This is a genomic window from Nonomuraea africana (assembly GCF_014873535.1).
Classification (GTDB): Bacteria; Actinomycetota; Actinomycetes; order Streptosporangiales; family Streptosporangiaceae; genus Nonomuraea; species Nonomuraea africana.
Window position 1 is genome coordinate 2,962,462 of record NZ_JADBEF010000001.1, and the last position, 17,604, is coordinate 2,980,065.

Below are 17,604 nucleotides of genomic sequence, written 5' to 3' on the forward strand. Positions count from 1 at the left end.
CGCCGCCGCATCAAGCCACGTTCGCCCAGTTGATGACACTCCGCACTCGTTGATCAACCTGTCGTAGGTCCCCCACTCGGGCCGGCGCCCGGCTGCTGCGGTCCTGCCTGGTCTACGTCAACACCCTGCTGCTGCAGGCGGTGCTGGCCGACCCGGCCTGGGCCGAGCGGCTCACGGCAGAGGACCGGCGCGGTCTATCGCCGCTGTTCTGGTCGCACATCAACCCCTACGGCCGCTTCCACCTCGACATGGACAAGCGTCTGGACCTGTCCGGCGTCGCCTGAATGCAGCTTCTGGTCCTCCTGGCTCTCGTCACCGCCCGGCCGCCGCCCGAGCGCCCGCCACCACGACCCTTTGACGGCTTTGCCGCGGTAGACGACGTCGTGACGGCGCGCCGCCACCCACGCGGTGACGGCCTGCTCAACCTTGTCGCGCGGGCGCCTCGTCGTAGGCACCGCCGAAGATGCGGCCCTCCCCGAGCCACCGGTCCCCGCCGGGATGGGCGGTCAGGCCCCCCGTGGCCGGTCCCGGTGACGAACTGGGACAGGTAGACGCCGTCCTTGCCAGCCTGTCGAGGACCGCCAGCTCGCCCACCGGGCGGTCGGGATGGAGGTTGAGCGTCACACGCAGGCCGGGATCGACCGGGCCGTGACGTGGCTGAGGGCGCGTGCGTGTGCCGTGCCCGACATGTCTGTCGTCATCATGACCCGTCGGACGCGTGCAGGATGAAGGCCAGCACATCGGCGAGCAGTGCCTGCTCCTGGTCTCGGGTGGAGCCAGCGCCGTGCCAGCCGTGCTCCTCGACGCGCATCAGCACCGGTCGGCCGGAGGCCGTGGCCGCCTGCAGGCGGGCGGCCAGCTTCGCCGGCTGCCATGGCGGCACCCGCGCGTCGCGCAGGCCGGTGGTCAGCAGCACCGCCGGGTACGGCACGCCGTCGTGAACCCGCAGGTAGGCGTCGATGATCAGCAGGGCACGCAGGCCCTCCTCGGTGGTGACGCTGCCGAACTCGGGCACGTTGATCGGCCCGCTTTCGGTGAACTCGTTGCGCGTGGCGTTCACCGTCGGCACGTGCATCGCCATGGCCGCCCACAGATCGGGGCGGCGCACCAGCGCGCCGCCGGTGGGGATGCCGCCGCTGCTGGCGCCCTCGGCGGCCAGCCGTCCCGGACGGGTGTAGCCGAGGGCGATGAGATGCTCGGCGCAGTCGATGAAGTCCGTGATGGTGGCCTCCTTGCGCTCGCCGCGCCCGGCCTCGTGCCATTCGCGGCCGTAGGTGCCGCCGCCGCGCAGGTGTGCGACGGCGTAGACGCCGCCGCGCTCGTACCAGGCGAGCATCTCGGGATGGAACTCCGGCAGGTCGATGAACCCGTGGGAGCCGTAGCCGGTGAGCACTGCCGGGTTGTCGCCGTCCAGCTCCAGGTCCTTGTGGTGGATGACGGTGAGCGGGATCAGCGTCCCGTCCTGCGCGGGCGCGTGCAGGGTGCGGGCGTGCACGTCGCCGAAGTCCACCGGTGAGCGGGGCGCCAGCCCGGTGTCCTGGAGGGAGTGGCCGTCGTAGCGGTAGAGCCGTGGCGCGTCGGTCCAGCCGGCCACCAGGAGCAGGGCTTCGGGCCGCTCGGGGTGGGTGGTCCACTCCAGGATGGCGCCGTCCACCGGCATCGGGAGGTCGGCGGGCTCGCCGCCGGACAGGGGCACGTGCCGTACCCGGCTGACGCCACCGTCGAGATCGCGCACCAGCAGCCGGTCGCCCACCACCCGCACCGTCTCCACTGCCCGCTCACCCGCGGGCACGACCACCCGGGCTTGGGACAGATCGGGTGCGGCAAGCGGAACGGCCAGCACGCGCGAGCGCGGCGCGTCTCGATGGGAGACCAGGTAGAGGGTGTCGTGGCTGGTGGCGAAGGCGGTCACGCCGTCGGCTGCGCCCGCGACCTTCCGCCACGGGCAGGCGTCCGGGTCGGCCAGCCCGGCGCGCGGCGCCACGTATATCGTGCAGTCGCTCAGCTGCTCGCTGGTCCAGGGCCAGGGGCTGAGCGCGCCGTGGGAGATGATCGCCAGCATCCACTCGCCGTGCGGCGGCACCACCAGGAAAGGCCGGTCGCGCGGGGTCAGCTCGATGTGGGGGTTGAGGCCGCGGGCCAGCACCACCGTGTCCTGCGCCGGGTCGGCGCCCAGCTGGTGCAGGAAGGAGCGGCTGTCCAACAGGTGCTGCTCCGCGTAGCGGTGATAGACGAACGACCGGCTGTCTTCCAGCCAGCTCAGGAAGGCGAAACGCGTCGTGGGCGGGATCGTCTCCCGCAGGGCGCCGGAGTCGGTGTCGATCACGTGGATGGAGCCGTCCTCCGACCCGGAGGCGGAGACGGCGCAGGCAACGTGGCGGCCGTCGGGGGAGGGGACGTACCAGTCGATGGCGTGGTGCCCGTCGCCGGGCACCGTGCCGGGGTCGAACAGGACCCTGCGCGCTCCGTCGGCCTCGGTCACCGTCAGCACCGGCACGCGGGCGTCCGGCTCGCGTACCAGGGCGAAGACCTTGTCGGCTGCCATCGCGAGGCCGAAGTACTGCGTGAGCGCGCTGCCCAGTTCGCGGATCCGGGTCAGCAGGCCGGGGCGGTGCGGCAGGGCGTCCAGGTGCTCGCGGGCGTGCCTGGCCTGGCCGTCCAGCCAGTGGTGGAACGCCTCGCCTTCGGCTTCCATCCACCGGTAGGGGTCCTCGAGTGTGATGCCGTGGAGGGTCTCGCGCACGACGTCCACCCGGGCGATCGGGGGTTCGGTGATGTCGCTCATATGCGCATGATCATATGCCGGAGATCCGGTGACTTATCGGACATTGGATCACGCACCCCTCCACCGGGCTCGCCTGATGGGCCATGCCGAGTAAGCAACAGTCACGGCCTCTGACTAGCCCTATTAACCCTTTGCGGCGTACTTGGTCTGCCCCCTTCCAGTGCCGCCGGTCGGCTGGCTCGCAGCTCGCGCAGGTCCGGGATGTGGTTGTAGAGCGTGCCGGGGCTCACGCCGAGCAGGCGCGCGATCGAGGTGATGGAGTGTTCGGGGTTGGGCAGCAGGTCCCGGGCCGCCCGCAGCAGTTCAGGCGTGACCACGGTGGGCCGGCTACGACTACCTCTACCTGACCGCCGACGAACTGCCCCTGACCTTCGCCAAGCTCCTCACCGCCATGAACGCCACCCAGCCCGCCTGGTGGACCGCTCTGCCAGACACCGACCGGCCCGTGCTGGTCGGCTACGGGCGCGCCGACGGCATCGCCGACCCGAGGCGCACCGCGCTCCTCACCCGCCTCGGCGTACGCCAGATCATGATCGGCATGGACGCTGGTGCGCCCCTGTCGCTGGCGGCGATGAACAAACCCGTCGGCGGCCGCCGGCGCGACATCCTGGCCGAAGCCGAGCGGCTGTATGAGAAGAACGCGACGGCCATCACCGTCGCCCGCGACCACGGCCTGCTCATCCGGGCCGGCTTCGTCGTCGGCCACATCGGCATGACCCAGGCCCTGCTGGAAGAGAACCTGCAACGGATCCTCGCGCTGATCTCCGAGGGCGGCACCCGCGGTGTCTTCTCCGCGGTCGACGTCGAGGTGCTCTCCCCCCAGCCCGGCGCCCGCGACTACACCTACCTCACCGACCCCGCCGCCGCGCAGGCCGCCGCCTCCCGGCTGGGCCTGAGCATCGCCGACGCCCCGGTCCTCACCACGATCGCCCAGCGCTGGCGCGGGCAGGCCGTCATCCCCCGGAGAACGCCATGCGCGACTACGCCACCGCGCTGATGCCCGAGGTGTCCTTCGACGACCTCGCCAAAACCCGCGCGACGATCCGCGCCCATGCCAAGGCCTGCGGCGTCGTCATCGGCGAATAGCCACTCCGCCGGCCCGCCGTGCCGCACCGAGGAGGACCGCGATGCGCCTGACCCCCGCAGAAAGCGACCGTCTCCAGCTGTACCTGGCCACCCTGCTCGCCCGGGAACGCCGCGCCCGTGGCCTGCGGCTCAAACGTGCCCGAAGCGACCGCACTCATCGCCCACGCCGCCTGCGAGGCCGCCCGGGACGGCGCCCGCGTCGAAGACGCGGTCACCGCGGCCCGCCAAGCCCTCACCGCCACCGACGTCCTGCCCGGCGTCCCGCACCTGCTCAACGAGATCCAGGTCGAGGCCGTCTTCGACGACGGCACCAAACTCATCATCATCACCGACCCCATCCCGGCCGCCGACGACCCCCAGGCCGCACCCGGCGCCGTCCTGGCCGCCCCCGCCACCGTCCCCGCCCACGCCGACCCGGTCACGATCACGGTCACCAACACCGGCGGCGTGCCCGTCAGCGTCAGCAGCCACTACCACTTCTTCGAGGCGAACCGAGCACTTGCCTTCGACCGCGCCTCCGCCTACGGCACCCGCCTGGCCCTCCAGGTCGGGCAGGTCATCGTCTTCGACCCCGGCACCCCCCGGACCGTGACGCTCACCCCGCTGGGCGGCAACCGCGTCGTCATCGGATTCGCCGGGCTCGTCGACGGCCCGCTGGACGCGCCCGGCGCCGAGCAGGCCCTGCACCGCGCTCACACCGGCGGCTACCTCGACACCGGCTCCGCCACCGCACAGGAAGGTCACCCCACGTGAACAGCCTGCGGTACGCCGAGCTTCACGGCCCCACCACCGGCGATCGAATCCGCCTCGCCGACACCAGCCTGATCCTGCGCGTGGAGGATGACGCGCAGCTGCGCGGTGAGGAGTTCGTGACCGGCTACGCCAAGACCGCCCGCGACGGCATGCACATGAAGGCCGAACTCACCACCGACACCTGCGACCTCGTCGTTTCCAACGTGGTCCTGGTCGACCCGGTCGCTGGCATCCGCAAGGTGTCCATCGGCGTCAAGGGTGGCCGAGTCCACTCGATCGGCCGGGCCGGAAATCCGGACACCCTCGCCGCGGTCGACGTCGTCGTGGGCACCAGCACCACCGTCATCGCCGGGGAAGGCTTCATCGCGACCCCCGGCATCGTCGACACCCACGTCCACCTTGTCTCCCCGCGCATCCTCGACGCCGCACTCGCGGCCGGCGTCACCACCGTCGTGAGCCAGAACTTCGGCCCGACCTGGGGCTGCGGTGTGACCGCACCCGCCGAACTGCACCACGCGCTGCGAGCCTTCGACGCCTGGCCCGTGAACATCGCTCTGCTGGCCCGAGGCTCCAGCTCCCACCCCGCCGGCCTCATCCGGGCCCTCGCCGAAGGCGGCGCGTCCGGCTTCAAAGTCCACGAGGACATGGGCGCCCACGCCCGCGCCCTCGACACCGCCCTGACCATCGCCGACGAACACGACGTCCAAGTCGCCCTGCACAGCGACACCCTCAACGAGGCCCTCTACGTCAACGACACCCTGGCCGTCATCGCTGGCCGCACCCTGCATGCCTTCCATGTCGAAGGCTGCGGCGGCGGACATGCCCCCGACGTGTTGCAGATGGCGGGTGTCGCGAACATCATCGGCTCCTCCACCAACCCCGGCCTGCTCTTCACCCGCGATACCGCCGCCGAGCACCTCCACATGATCGCCACCGTCCACCGGCTCGATCCCGGCAGCCCCGACGCCCTGCGCCTGGCCGCCGACCGGATCCGCACCGGCACCCTCGGCGCCGAAGACGTTCTGCACGACCTCGGCGTCATCCCCATCACATCCTCAGACTCCCAGGCCATGGGCCGCATCGGCGAAACCGTGCGCCGCAGCTTCGCCGTCGCCGCCAAAATGAAAGCCCTCGATCCCGAGCCGACCACCGACGACAACGAACGCATCCTGCGCTACATCGCCAAGCTCACCATCAACCCCGCCCTCACCCACGGCGTGCCGTCTCGCGGCGGGTATCCCCCCGCGACAAGGTGGGACCTCTACGGCCGGTAGGCCTGCGACCGCGTTCGCTTGGTTAGGTCGAGCGGTCGAGGTCGAAGCTTGGTTCAGCGCAGCCGCACAGCTTGCCGTAGCGCAAAGCCGCATGGCCGGGCAAGCCACGGAGAACGCGAAGCGACGTATGCTTCCCCCGTGGGACTGCGGTTCAAGACGCGCGAGTCGGACTCGGCGTGGGTCGACACCGTGTGGACATGCACGAGCGAGCAGGTCACTGCAATGACGTCCGTCGCAGGGGTGCGTTGGGGCCTAGTGTTCTGGGAACACGCTGGCCGGGTATACGCGGGCATCACCGGTCCCGAGACCCGGACCAGCACGGCACCGGTGCCGGAGGGCGCGACCTTTACCGGCATCGAGTTCGCCGTGGGCACCTCGTTGCGGGCCGTGCCCACTCTGGCGCTGGTCGACGGCGGCATCGGACTCCTCGACACCACGCGCCGGACGTTCAGGCTGGACGGCGCGCGCTGGGAGACGCCCGGCCCCGACGACGCCGAGGCTCTGGTCGAAAGTCTCGTCCGGGCCGGGATCGTGGTCCGTGACCTGCTCCTCGTCGAGGTGCTGCGGGGTCACCGTCCAGCCGTCTCGGTGCGCACGGTCGAACGCCGGTTCCGCGCCGCAACTGGACTGACGCAGGGCACCATCCGGCAGATCGAGCGCGCCCGCACGGCGGCGCAGCTGCTGGCTGCCGGCGACCCGGCCGCCGACGTCGTTGCCAAGCTCGACTACTTCGACGAGCCGCACCTGGCCCGCGCATTACGCTCCTACGTCGGACGCACCATCAGGCAGCTGCGCGAGGGCGCCGGCGGCGCGATCGCCCTCGACCTGGATCAGCGTTTGACGTCGTAAACCAGCTTCAGGATCCCGTTCGAGTAGCTCTCCGATTCCCGCAGCGTCAGCATGTGCTTGTCTCGGTCGGCCCGGCCGAACAGGCTCTTCCCGCCACCGAGCAGCACGGGAAAGACGAGCAGGTTGTACTGGTCGATCAGACCCGCGTCTGACAGCCGCCGAGCCAGCTCCGCGCTCCCGTGGATGAAGATCGCGCCGCCCTCACCCTCCTTGAGCGCCGCGACGTCCTCGGTCGAGCGCAGGATCGTGGTCGGCCCCCACCCGTTGACGATGGCGTCGTCAGACAGCGTGGTCGACACCACATACTTGGGCAGCTCCTTGTAGCCGGCGTGGTCCTCCGAGCCGGGCCAGACCGCCGCGAACGCCTCGTAGCTGCGACGGCCGAACATCAGCGCTGTCGTGTCGGTGAGCTCCTCACCCTTCAGCGACCAGGCTTCGGGGACGAACTCGAGGTCCTTGAACACCCACCCGCCGCTGCGGTGTTCTTCTCCCGGCCCGCCCCCAGGCGAGTCCACGACGCCGTCGAGCGACATGAAACCGGTGTAGACCAAGTTACGCACTGTGCTGTCTCCTTATGCTCGGGCGAGCTGCCGGGTCCACGCTAGATCACGGCCGCGGTTGCCGTCTTGGACGGAAACGACAGCTGGTCCACAACTCGTATCTGAACGACCGGTACGTCCTTGGTCGTGTGAGATGTTGATCAGGTCTAGGTGAAAGTGCGGCGGAGCTGCCGGCGGGCAGGTTGTCCGCGGGCGATCCGACGGAGGATGCCGTTGATGGCGGCCCAGCGGATGACGGCTTCCGAGGTCTTGGGGTGTCGTTCGTAGTCGCGGGCCAGCCGGCGGTGCGCCGTGAGCCAGGCCAGGGTTCTCTCCACGACCCACCGGCGCGGGTGAACGGCCACCGGCTACGCCACCCATGAGGCCGCCACGGCGGATAGCCCTGGAAGCAGGCATACCGAGGCCGATCCTGCGTGATCGAATGCAGCAAGACGAGGCGGGACTCGCTCAGCGCGCGGGGGTTCCTCCCCGTGGGTACGGCAATCGGAGCAGGTCAGCGATCATCGCTCGGAGAGCCGTGTGTTGCCGGGTGAGGCTGAAGCGCTGAAGCCGATCCAGGCAGTCGCCGAGCAGCGCGGTGTGCTCGGCCGTTGTGGCGATGTCGTTCAGCCAGTGCAGGCGTTCGAGTGCGGCGCGTTCGCTGTCGATGAGCAGCCTGGCGGTGATGAACTGATCGAATGGGCTCAGCGCCGTGGGTAGCACGGGGACGCATCCGGCCAGGATCGCCTGCGCGAGTTGCTCGAGTACCCCGATGCCGGAGACGCCGTAATCCGGGGGCAGCAGGATCGTGGCCAGACTCTGGCTGTAGACGTCCCTGAGGCGGCGGTGGGTGGCGGCGTCGGGCGGCCAGCACGAGCAGCGTTCGCCGCCTGTCCCGACGACCACATGCGGGAACTGCCGGAGAGCAGGGCGAGGAAGGCGTTGTAGGCCTGGCGGTGGATGTCGAGGTCGCCGACATAGCCGACAGTGAACCTTCTGGGTTTGCTGGCCAGGGTGTCGGCGTCGGGAGCCTTCAGCACGGGGACGGGGATGGGCGGCAGCAGTCGGCGGGCGCGGAAGCGGCGGCCGATGTCGCACACGGTGACGTGGCGGGCGCAGCGCAGGGGGTGGGTCTTGGGCAACGCGCTGCTGGTGTCCCACAGCAGGGTGGGGGTGGCGCGCTGGCCGGTGTAGTGGGCCAACGTTCGCGCAGCGTCTGGTCTCGCACTGGTGCACCGTCCAGCAGTTCGCCGACTCGGCCCTGTACATCGACGCCACGGTCGCAACCCGCGACGACACGGCTTTCCTCAAGCTCCTGAAGCTCAACTTCGACGTGTGGACTAGCGCCAGCCTGTTCGAGGATATGACTTACGACCGCGGGCTCGCCTCCGCGCATTTCTTCCAAGGCCAGCTGCTCGACATGGTCGCGTCGCTTCCCAGCACCGACAGCGACGGCGATGAGGGAATGACCCCGGGCGAGCTGCGCAGGAGGTTCAAAGCAGAGCTCGAACGCGATCCCGACATCTACAGGTCGGTCTTCCTGTTCCTGGACGGTCTGCAGCCGGGAAACCTCAAGTACCAGCGCTTGCTGGCCGCCCATCTCGTTCTCATGGTCACTCTCAACGCCTTCGGCTACGACTACCAGCGGACGGCACCTGAAGGGATGCGTCGCATCGTCGATCTGTTGGAACCTGCGATCCGCCGCAACTTCGTGGTTCTTGTCAGCCAGGTACACCTCGAAAGGCATGAAGACATCGAGATCCTCCTGACGATGCTTGTAGCCGAGACTGACACCCGCAGGTAACGGGTCTTTACCTCGTGCCAGGAAGGGAGCATGATCGCGACACTGTGACGCCGATCAAGGTTCGATGGCACGCGCTCAACCTTCGGTGACACAGGACAAACGCGAAATCCCGTCCGATCCAGATGATCGGGCGGGATCCCGTCAACTTCAGTCCAGCCGTTTCAAGAACGGCCCCAGAAGTGGGGCGGATGCCGAGCGGTCCGAACTCGTCGAAGGCGAAGGTGCGCGCTCGGGCCGCTCGGGGAGGGCGTATTCGATCTGGTCGAGCTTGGTCTCGAAGTCGGAATCTGGTGAGTCTTTCCAGGTCTTGGTGCGCTGGAAGGTGATGCCGTGCCGGTGCAGCAGGGTGCGTAAGACCTCCCGGCCGAGGGTGAAAGCGCGGCTGGGCAGGCGGTGCAGGTAGTCGAGGAGCTTGCGGATGGACCAGCGGGTGAACGGCTGGCCGAGCTTGCTCGGGCGGGTGGTGGCCGTCTGGGCGATGAACGCTTCGTCGTCAGGACTGAGCAGGCGGGGACGGCCGCCCGCCCACTAAGGGTCCAGGCAGGCCAGCCCGATCTCGTTGAAACGGTGGATCACATCGCGCACGGTGTCCTCGTCGGCCTGCACCAGGCGGGCGATGACCGGCACGGTGTTGCCGCCGGCCGAGGCCAGCAGCATCATCGCCCGCCGGTAGCGGACTGTGCTGGTCGTGCCGCGCCGCACGATCCGCTGTAGCTTCTGCCCTTCTTGGTCCGTGAGCCTGCGGACCCTGACCGGTTGCGTCACCTGGCCTCCCGATCGCTGATGGCTGTGATCAATACCATCCAACCGGCAGGAACGCCCTACATCGGGGTTGAGGAGTTCAGGAACAGCAGTTGGCGCTGAGAACGATCATGGTGCTGGGCTTACGACGAGGCAGCCGCGGCGGCAGGCCACCCGGCTTCGACCACGAGGCGTACAAGCAGCGCAACACCGTCGAACGATGCACCAACCGCCTCAAGCAGTGGCGCCGGCATCGCCACCCGCTACGACAAGACCGCCACCATCTACCTGGCCGGACTCCACATCGCAGAGATCTTCCTTTGGTCCGCCCGATGATCCAAACGAGACTGCCTAGGCCACGAGGAGCTCCAGACCGCCGTGCACCGGCACCGCCGGGTCACGGGAAGCCCGCGTCTTCGGCTTCGTCCTGGTCGGCCTCTGGCCTGCGGCGATCGGTTGACTCGAGCACAAATGGCCAGCAAGACTGGCTTGCTAGGAGGCCATCCAGTGCAGAGCTGACACAAAAGCAAGGGGAGGGCCAGTGCAGCCTGACCAGGCTCCGTCGCTATACGACCGTCTCGGAGGCGTCTACAACATCGCCACGGTCGTCGACGACCTCATCGACCGGGTCATGAGCGATCCGCGATTGAACAAGAATCCCGCCGTGGACGAGGCGCACCACCGCGTCTCCCCGGCAGGTTTCAAGTTCCTCGTCACGGAGATGGTCTGCTGGGCCGGAGGCGGTCCGCAGCAGTACTCCGGACGGCCCATGGGCGATTCACACCGCCACCTGTCCATCACCGAGGACGAGTGGGACTCCTTCATGGACGACCTGCACCAGTCGTTGGCGAAGTTTCAAGTGCCACCCGCAGAGGAGAGCGAGCTCGTCGCCATCGTCGAGAGCACCAAGGACGCCATTGTCGTGGTGCCTCCGCTCGGGGCGGGCCCACCGAACCAGTAAAGAAGCGCAGGTGGCGGCCATGTCGCAGCCAGCAGAAGACGCCATTGGTGAGGTCGTCTCCCTCTGGCGGTATCCCGTCAAGTCCATGATGGGAGAGGAGCTGAACGCCGCCGAGGTCGGCAAACGTGGACTGCTGGGAGACCGCGCCTACGCTCTGCTGGACGCCTCCGACGGGAGGATCGCCAGCGCGAAGAACCCACGCAAGTGGCCGGAGATGTTCCAGTACCGCGCCGCGTTCGTCGAGCCTCCGCACAGCGGCGCGAAGATGCCTGCCGTCCGCGTCACCCTGCCGGATGGCACGGTGTTTGCCAGCGACGAAGCGAACCTCCAGGAGTCTCTTTCGCGTGCGCTCGGTCGCAAGGTGACGCTCGCGTCCGCCGAGTCCAGCCGGGAGCGACAGGCCGAGGAATACTGGCCGGACATCGACGGCCTCGACTATCGGGAAACCGTCACCGACTTCGACCTGCCGGATGGCACGTTCTTCGACTGTGCCGTCATCCACGTGCTGGCCACCGCGACCCTCGACCGGCTCCGCGAGCTCTATCCCCAGGGCCGATTCGAGGTCCGGCGCTTCCGGCCGAACGTCGTCGTGGAGACGTTCGAGCACGTGAAGGACTTCGTGGAGGACACCTGGATCGGCCAGACGCTCCGAGTCGGGGACGAGGTGCGCCTGGCTGTCACCGGGCCATGCCCCCGATGTGTGATGATCACCCTAGACCAGGGCGATCTCCCCAGGGATCCCGGCATCCTGCGCACGGCAGCTCAGACCATGAGGTCAATGTCGGTGTGTACGCCTCCGTACTGCGGGGCGGGCGGGTCCGCCGCGGTGACGCCATCAGGCTGGAGTCCGGGACCTAGGCAGTCTCGTTTGGATCATCGGGCGGACCAAAGGAAGATCTCTGCGATGTGGAGTCCGGCCAGGTAGATGGTGGCGGTCTTGTCGTAGCGGGTGGCGATGCCGGCGCCACTGCTTGAGGCGGTTGGTGCATCGTTCGACGGTGTTGCGCTGCTTGTACGCCTCGTGGTCGAAGCCGGGTGGATTCGCCTCAGTTCCTCGGCGGGGAACGGCTCCCAACGAGGATTGAGGCCCGGCGCTGCCGAGCGCGTCGGCGACGCGCCGGGGTCGGCCGCCGGTGCGGAGCCACCGTCGTGAGTCCGGTCGCCGCCCAGCACGGCACGCGCCTGGGGCGGAGCTCAACGAGCGGCAGCAGGCCTTCCTGCACGTGCCATATGCGGCCGATCAGGAGGACGAGCACCGGGAGAAGGTCGCCGGCGGGATGGGCGCCGCGCCCGCCCGGCCCCGAGTGGCGGTGGATCGCGTACGGCGGGGCCGGCCGCCCGCGGGCCGAGCCCGGACGGCTGCAGCTGGTGCTGGCCCATCGAGGGTTGCATGATCAGGGGCCGGCTCCACTTGGAAGGGGCTGGAGCGGCGCGGGCTGCGACCTGGCCGCGCTGATCAAGCGGCGCAAGGAGAATGCCGACACGACCGAGGCAATCGCCAGCCACCGCATCGCCGCGCTGCCGGTGACGGCAGAGCGTGCCGGAGGTGTGCCAGCATGAGACCACGCCCCGCCGGAGGCACCTTTCCTTCTCCTGGCGGGGCGGCTCACGAACTGATCGCCCGGCTCATGCGAAGTCGCTCAGCGCGCCCGCCCGGGTCACAATCCGATGGCGGACTTGGGGCCCAGGTAGGAGCCGGCGTCGGGCCATCCTGCCTGAGCCAGCTCGGCGAACCGGGGTGAGAAGCCGATCTCGGGCAGGGCGGCCAGCGGCACGAACCGCACGCCGCGGATCGGCGTGGTGTCGGCGCCGTCGGCGACCGCGCCCACCTCGCCGCCGACCCGGGCGGCTTCGAAGGTCATGTGGATGACGTGGGTGCCGCCATCGGGCAGATGGTCGCACACGTACAGCAACCGGCCGACCGCCACGCTGATGCCGGTCTCCTCGCGCATCTCCCGGACGAGGGCGTCGCTGAGCGTCTCGCCGGGCTCGACTTTGCCGCCGGGCAGCGACCAGGAGCGGCCGGTGCCGGTGTCCTGGTCCAACAGCAGGATCCGATCGTCCTCGATGACCACGCCCGTGACACGTACCTTCACCTCGGCAACCTATTCCAGCGAGTCAAGGCCGGGGCGGGGAACCCGGTTCATCGCCAGCCCCGGTGTGCGAGCCGCCAAGGCTGGACCGGCGGCTGATCACTGCCACGACGTAGCCGTGGTTGTGGGACCAGCGCCCGATCGGGGTATTCCAGGGGTGGTGGCCCGACCGAGCGCTCGTCATGGGAGACGGCCACGCCGTCGAGCTCACCCCGGGCGAGTTGCGCGCCCAGGTCCCGCCTGTCGTGGAGGCGCCGCGGTCATCGGAGTTCTCCAGCGTGCTGCACGGAGTCACGCTGACGCTGTACCAGGGCGACCACATCGAAGCCCTGGTGGACAGCAACTCTGCTGAGCCCGGGCGGCGACTGCTCAACAGTTGGACGATGCCGTGGTGAGCCATGACGCTGGCCAGTACCACTATGTGCCAGTCACGACGATCACAGCCGTGGCCACAGCCAAGCCCTTCACCAACCGCCGGTCCGGGCCATCCGACACAACCTGGAACCGGCCATATCGTTCGCATGTGACCCACACACCCACCAGAGGAGAGCCACCACGACTGCTGTCGGTCGTGGCCGCGCAGATCCAGGTCAGCTGGACGGTCGAGGACAACCTGCAGCGTATCCGCGACGTTCTCACCCAGACGCAGGCCGACGACCTCGTCCTTCTTCCAGAAGGAGCGCTGTCAGGGTACGGGACGGACCTGTCGGCGCTCGACGATCGCTCCCGTGCCGATGCGGCGGGCCAGGCCGCCAGCTACGTGGCCGATCTCGCCCGCCAACATGGCGTGCACGTGTTCTGCGGATCGTTGATCTGGGAGCACAGCGCATGGTGGAACGCCGCGCTCTACTTCGGTCCCAACGCCGAGCGATGGGACTACCGTAAGATCAACCTGGCGATGAACGAACGAGGCCGCCTGCGCTCAGGAGCTCGGTTGGCTCCGCTGAGCATCGCCACCCGAGCAGGGACGGTCACGGTGGGTGTGCAGATCTGCCGTGAGATCCGATTCCCCGAGCAGTGGCGGCACCTGGTCGACGCTGGCGCCGAGGTGCTGGTCTATCTCACCCACGCGGCCAATCCCACCGAGCCCTCTGGTGTCTGGCGCAGCCACCTGATCAGCCGGGCGGCCGAGAACCAGCGGTTTGTCCTGGCCTGCAATGCCGCCGAGCCTCTCCAGCACTGCCCCAGCATGATCGTCTCTCCCCGAGGCGAGGTTCTGGCGGAGACCGTCTCCACCGGCCCCGAATCACTCAGGACCACCATCGATGTGAACCAGACGAGCAACTGGTATCTCAGCCAGAGACGCGACGTATCGAACCTGTGACAGAACTTCCCTAGTAGTGGGCCTCTCACGGCTCTGGACATCTCGGCCGATAACTCTCCATCAGCGAGGTAGCTCGTGGCGGGTTACCCTGCGTGGCCGGCGTCGGCGGGTGTCTGCCCAGGTTGCGCTCCGGCGCGCGCAGCAGGCGAGCGCGCCCAGGTAGAGGTGGTTCGGTACGGCCCCCTCCCTGCCCGCTCCCGTGTCGGAGGTGGAGAACTACCTCCAGTAGGTTGGCGGTGTGGCCGCCGAGATCGTCGAGCACGAGCTGAGCGAGCCCTGGGAGGGCTTCCTCGCCGAACCGGCCGCGGGCAGCGGCGGTGCAGGCGTCCTCGCGCTGTCCGGAGCGAGCAGCCGGATCGAGCGTGAGCGGTGCCAGCTCTTGGCCCGTGCCAGCGTGACCGCGGTGTCGGTCCGGTGGTTCGGTGGACCCGGGCAGCCGCCCGATGCCGCACAGCACGCCCGACAGTGCCATCGGCCAGGCCGATCGCAAGTAGCCAGGTCCCGGAGGTGGAGAAGGAGTGATGAGCATGGAGTACGGGCAGGCGCGCATCGTGGGCACCACCGGCGACCTGGCCACCCTCGCCGAAAGCTTCCCCGCAGCGACGCCCGTCCAGATCGACGTCGAGGAGATCGAACCAGGCCATGAACCAGGGAACTCGGCCGGGTGGGCGGTCGTGGCCAGAGTCGAGCACCTGCCGATCAGCGAACACGGCGGCCTCGCCGGACCGGGCGAGCGCATCGCCACCGGCGACCCGGACGCGGATGGCAACCGACCTCTGCTGTTCGCACCCGTGCTCGCCCTGCAGTCACGCAAGCTCGCCACGCCCGGCCAGGTAGGACCCATCGCCCGTGCCGCCGACCCGTGCCAGCGGCGCGAGGACGCCTACGAGGCGATCGAGCGTGACGGCGACGCGGCACTCTACCTGATGGAACTGCTGGAAGCGGTGGAGAACCTGCGCGACGAAGCCGACGGGGTCGCCACCGACCGAGACCGCCTCCTGCACCCGGCGGCGCGCCGCCACCTGGCCTCAGCCGTCAACGCCATGAAGGCGGCGCGCACTGCGGTAAACGAGGCCACCCGCTTCGGCAGCGTCTGCGAGCTGATCCGCGGCGGTGCCGATGAGGAGTGGATCGACGAGATCGAAGACAGGCAACCGTGCGATGAGACAAACCTGTACGGCATGCTGGTTGACCTGCCTGGAATGCCACTTGGAGAGCTGGCCTGCCCGGTTCATGCCAAGCTGGCCGAGCAGCGCGTGCCTGAGACCAAAGTCCGCCCCAATCCACACGCATAGCCGGCCTGGCGGCCCCCGATCATGACCTGCCTGAAGACGTCGCACGAACTCGGGCTGGATACGATCAGCCCCGAGGAGTCACGCTTGGGGCGTCGACCAGGCAGGGGTCGGCGTGGCTCTTCGTTCCAGCATCATGCCCCGAGTTCCGCCTCGGGCCGTACGTGCCAGCTGTTCGGCAGGCCCACGCGCAGCAGCTCCCGTCGCTCGTGAGCGTCCAGCAGCGGGGAGGAATCGTACGGCGGGCGGTGCGTCCAGACGGCCGGGCTCAGCGCGTCCCCCAGGTAGGCCATGCCCCTGCCCGGCGGCCACGTGACTTCCATGGCCGTCCGGCCGGACGCGGGGCAGACCCAGGCGTGCGGGACAGGCAGCCGATTGCCGCCCGTGGCGACCAGGGCGAAGCCCTCCACGTAGATCCAGCCGCGGGCATCGGGCCAGCCCTGAGCAACAGTCTCGGCAGCATTGCCATTGCAGAACCCCATCGGCCCTCGTCCAACACCGGGAGGAAGGGCTGCTGGAGTGAACCACTCGCCTACGTCGAGCAGCAGCTCGTACAGCGAGCCGTACCGGTGATCTGCCGGAGCCGGGGAGAACGCCGCCCAGGCGCTCAAGACCTCGGTCAGCTCCCGCTCGGCTGAAGTCAGATCGGCCACGACCACAACCGTACTGGGGTGCAGACCAAGTACCTCGGAGAGAGGGGCCGCAGCTTGACACAAAGGATAGATATCGCACACCACAACCTGCGGAAACACAGCACCGCGCAGCATGGGTACCCCTTCCGAATCGTGACGCTCACCCCAACGCGCGGCCTGTAGGTGTGAGGATGTCGCTGACGACGGGACGGATTGGGACGGTGCGTCGTGGGGCGTGTAGAGCTGGCGGCCCGGGTGCTGGGGGTCGAATCGCAAGTGCCTGCGGTGACCAGGGCGCTGTGCCAATTCGCGGGCTGGCCCATCCTCGCGCCGGGGCCCGGACTTACCCTGCTGGAAGGGCTGGTGGGCCGGCTGGACGCCGTCGACGACGGGGTGCTGCGTACCCCGCGGGACTTAACCGACGCAGCGGTGCTCCCACATCCGCGAGCGTCGGAGGTGAGCGACGAGATCCTCTCCCACATCTCGCCCGGCCACAGCGATAACATCAACTTCTTCGGCGTCATCAACGTGGACGTCGAGGCGGAACTGGCCAAGCTCGACACCAGCGGCTGGCGGCCGCTGCGGCCCGCGCAACTGCGCGAGCTAAGGCTGACGCCCTGACAGGCCCTGCGCCGCGCCCCATGCAGGGAGGTGGCGCGGGCGGTTGACCTTAGGGGTGGCCCGCGCCGTGCGCGGGCTATCACCTCGTTTTTACGACCTGGTCTGGGTGAGCGCGACGATGAGTTGGAGCATGCCGGAGACGGCCGTCATGGTCTCGGCATCGAACACGATCCGCGACCTGACCTGCGCGATCAGCTTCAGCCAGTACAGCGACGAGCACGCCCGCCAGCTGTGGGTAGAGATGACCCGCCGCCTGGAACCGGGATACGTTCGTCAAGGAGCTGCAGGCGACCGCCTCCGATCTGGCCCGGATCGCCGCCCGGCCAGCCCCGTCTATCGAGGCCGTCCCCAGGGGAAGTAGTACACCTTGATCGCTTCGGCGTCGGGGTCGGATCGGTCGAGATACGCATAGAGGATCTCGAGCCGGTCCGCACCGATGTCGAAGGTCAGCTCCCACACACGCGTTTGGCTACGCCGTCCCGGCGTTGAGGCAGTCACCGGCCCTGCTGGAGTGAGCGGTTCCGTGAGCTTGGGTCCTGTGGGTGTAGAGGAATTCACGATTCGGGCAGGGAACTTCCTGGGGGTTGGGGCCGTAATGATAGACATGAGTGATCATGCGCAGAGCGGTTCCGGTACCTGCCCGAGCGGCCGGACCCGGCGACGTGGCGGTCCAGCCTGGACGAGGGGCCGTTGCCGCAGGTAATCGCCGAACCGGCGGAGGTGGGGGACACCGGCCTGCGCCCCTGGGTGGCGCCCGAGCTCGATGCGGCGCGTCAGATCAGCGACGCGATTGTACGGCGCCGCGATTCCCGCGACTGAGCGGAACGTTCGGGCGGCCGCCGAGGTGCGT

General features: G+C 68.8%; 19 protein-coding genes and 4 pseudogenes. 15 read left to right on the forward strand and 8 right to left on the reverse strand.

Going from position 1 to position 17,604, the window contains the following annotated elements:
• Positions 1-92: 92 nt before the first annotated feature.
• Positions 93-284, forward strand: a pseudogene (locus H4W81_RS13980) (Tn3 family transposase); the annotation flags it as partial.
• Positions 285-700: 416 nt separating this feature from the next.
• On the opposite strand, the gene H4W81_RS13990 reads toward H4W81_RS13980, so the two are convergent.
• Complete coding sequence (locus H4W81_RS13990; RefSeq protein ID WP_192775200.1) at positions 701-2,785, reverse strand: prolyl oligopeptidase family serine peptidase; 2,085 nt, start codon at positions 2,783-2,785, stop codon at positions 701-703.
• A gap of 391 nt (positions 2,786-3,176) precedes the next feature.
• Here H4W81_RS13990 and H4W81_RS13995 point away from each other — a divergent pair, with 391 nt between their 5' ends.
• The 4 genes from H4W81_RS13995 to H4W81_RS14005 all read left to right on the forward strand — a co-directional run bounded on the left by H4W81_RS13995 (position 3,177) and on the right by H4W81_RS14005 (position 6,747).
• Positions 3,177-3,782 (forward strand): radical SAM protein, encoded by a 606-nt coding sequence (locus H4W81_RS13995; protein ID WP_192775201.1) that lies wholly within the window; start codon positions 3,177-3,179, stop codon positions 3,780-3,782.
• A 224-nt stretch (positions 3,783-4,006) separates the two neighbouring features.
• Positions 4,007-4,624 (forward strand): urease subunit beta, encoded by a 618-nt coding sequence (locus H4W81_RS49295; RefSeq protein WP_318781730.1) that lies wholly within the window; start codon positions 4,007-4,009, stop codon positions 4,622-4,624.
• Entirely contained in the window at positions 4,621-5,898 is a 1,278-nt protein-coding gene (locus H4W81_RS47165; RefSeq protein WP_318781731.1) for an urease subunit alpha, read from the forward strand. Before H4W81_RS49295 ends, H4W81_RS47165 begins: the two co-directional genes overlap by 4 nt.
• 327 nt (positions 5,899-6,225) lie before the next feature.
• On the forward strand, positions 6,226-6,747 hold the full coding sequence (locus H4W81_RS14005) for a helix-turn-helix domain-containing protein (protein ID WP_318781732.1): 522 nt from the start codon (positions 6,226-6,228) through the stop codon (positions 6,745-6,747).
• On the opposite strand, the gene H4W81_RS14010 is transcribed toward H4W81_RS14005, so the two are convergent.
• The 3 genes and pseudogenes from H4W81_RS14010 to H4W81_RS14020 form a co-directional block, all read right to left on the reverse strand.
• Positions 6,729-7,307 carry a dihydrofolate reductase family protein gene (locus H4W81_RS14010; protein ID WP_192775203.1) on the reverse strand — a complete coding sequence of 193 codons (579 nt, stop codon included), beginning with the start codon at positions 7,305-7,307 and terminating at the stop codon, positions 6,729-6,731. The two genes, H4W81_RS14005 and H4W81_RS14010, sit on opposite strands and share 19 nt — an antisense overlap.
• A gap of 146 nt (positions 7,308-7,453) precedes the next feature.
• Positions 7,454-7,645, reverse strand: a pseudogene (locus H4W81_RS14015) (transposase); the annotation flags it as partial.
• Positions 7,646-7,754: 109 nt separating this feature from the next.
• The gene (locus H4W81_RS14020) at positions 7,755-8,192 is read right to left on the reverse strand and encodes a hypothetical protein (protein ID WP_192775205.1); all 438 of its coding nucleotides are present in this window, start codon (positions 8,190-8,192) and stop codon (positions 7,755-7,757) included.
• 81 nt (positions 8,193-8,273) lie between these two features.
• On the opposite strand from H4W81_RS14020, the gene H4W81_RS14025 reads away from it, so the two are divergent.
• Together H4W81_RS14025 and H4W81_RS14030 are read left to right on the forward strand one after the other, a co-directional pair.
• Positions 8,274-8,480: a hypothetical protein gene (locus H4W81_RS14025; RefSeq protein WP_192775206.1), complete on the forward strand. Its 207-nt coding sequence runs from the start codon at positions 8,274-8,276 to the stop codon at positions 8,478-8,480.
• Between the two features lie 169 nt (positions 8,481-8,649).
• Positions 8,650-9,090: a hypothetical protein gene (locus tag H4W81_RS14030; RefSeq protein WP_192775207.1), complete on the forward strand. Its 441-nt coding sequence runs from the start codon at positions 8,650-8,652 to the stop codon at positions 9,088-9,090.
• Positions 9,091-9,118: 28 nt separating this feature from the next.
• On the opposite strand, the pseudogene H4W81_RS49300 reads toward H4W81_RS14030, so the two are convergent.
• A pseudogene (locus H4W81_RS49300) lies at positions 9,119-9,855 on the reverse strand (helix-turn-helix domain-containing protein); the annotation flags it as partial.
• Between the two features lie 122 nt (positions 9,856-9,977).
• Between H4W81_RS49300 and H4W81_RS47175 the strand changes: the two are divergent.
• From H4W81_RS47175 to H4W81_RS14055, 4 genes and pseudogenes are all read left to right on the forward strand, one after another.
• Positions 9,978-10,167, forward strand: a pseudogene (locus H4W81_RS47175) (IS5-like element ISDge16 family transposase); the annotation flags it as partial.
• Between the two features lie 205 nt (positions 10,168-10,372).
• The gene (locus H4W81_RS14040; RefSeq protein ID WP_192775208.1) at positions 10,373-10,792 is read left to right on the forward strand and encodes a group I truncated hemoglobin; all 420 of its coding nucleotides are present in this window, start codon (positions 10,373-10,375) and stop codon (positions 10,790-10,792) included.
• Positions 10,793-10,811: 19 nt separating this feature from the next.
• Entirely contained in the window at positions 10,812-11,717 is a 906-nt protein-coding gene (locus H4W81_RS14045; protein ID WP_225959664.1) for an MOSC domain-containing protein, read from the forward strand.
• A gap of 305 nt (positions 11,718-12,022) precedes the next feature.
• Positions 12,023-12,352: a hypothetical protein gene (locus H4W81_RS14055; protein WP_192775209.1), complete on the forward strand. Its 330-nt coding sequence runs from the start codon at positions 12,023-12,025 to the stop codon at positions 12,350-12,352.
• A 98-nt stretch (positions 12,353-12,450) separates the two neighbouring features.
• Here the strand turns inward: H4W81_RS14055 and H4W81_RS14060 are convergent, their stop codons facing one another.
• Positions 12,451-12,888 carry an NUDIX domain-containing protein gene (locus H4W81_RS14060; RefSeq protein ID WP_192775210.1) on the reverse strand — a complete coding sequence of 146 codons (438 nt, stop codon included), beginning with the start codon at positions 12,886-12,888 and terminating at the stop codon, positions 12,451-12,453.
• A gap of 179 nt (positions 12,889-13,067) precedes the next feature.
• Here H4W81_RS14060 and H4W81_RS14065 point away from each other — a divergent pair, with 179 nt between their 5' ends.
• From H4W81_RS14065 to H4W81_RS14075, 3 genes are all read left to right on the forward strand, one after another.
• The gene (locus tag H4W81_RS14065; RefSeq protein WP_192775211.1) at positions 13,068-13,280 is read left to right on the forward strand and encodes a hypothetical protein; all 213 of its coding nucleotides are present in this window, start codon (positions 13,068-13,070) and stop codon (positions 13,278-13,280) included.
• Between the two features lie 176 nt (positions 13,281-13,456).
• Entirely contained in the window at positions 13,457-14,209 is a 753-nt protein-coding gene (locus tag H4W81_RS14070; protein WP_318781734.1) for a nitrilase-related carbon-nitrogen hydrolase, read from the forward strand.
• A 527-nt stretch (positions 14,210-14,736) separates the two neighbouring features.
• On the forward strand, positions 14,737-15,504 hold the full coding sequence (locus H4W81_RS14075; RefSeq protein ID WP_192775212.1) for a hypothetical protein: 768 nt from the start codon (positions 14,737-14,739) through the stop codon (positions 15,502-15,504).
• 131 nt (positions 15,505-15,635) lie between these two features.
• Here H4W81_RS14075 and H4W81_RS14080 read toward each other — a convergent pair whose 3' ends face one another.
• Positions 15,636-16,154 (reverse strand): hypothetical protein, encoded by a 519-nt coding sequence (locus H4W81_RS14080; RefSeq protein WP_192775213.1) that lies wholly within the window; start codon positions 16,152-16,154, stop codon positions 15,636-15,638.
• 207 nt (positions 16,155-16,361) lie between these two features.
• Between H4W81_RS14080 and H4W81_RS14085 the strand changes: the two genes are divergently transcribed.
• Positions 16,362-16,754, forward strand: coding sequence for a hypothetical protein (locus tag H4W81_RS14085; protein WP_192775214.1), 393 nt, complete (start codon positions 16,362-16,364; stop codon positions 16,752-16,754).
• Positions 16,755-17,087: 333 nt separating this feature from the next.
• On the opposite strand, the gene H4W81_RS48600 is transcribed toward H4W81_RS14085, so the two are convergent.
• Complete coding sequence (locus tag H4W81_RS48600; protein WP_264083162.1) at positions 17,088-17,213, reverse strand: hypothetical protein; 126 nt, start codon at positions 17,211-17,213, stop codon at positions 17,088-17,090.
• Positions 17,214-17,604: the final 391 nt, after the last annotated feature.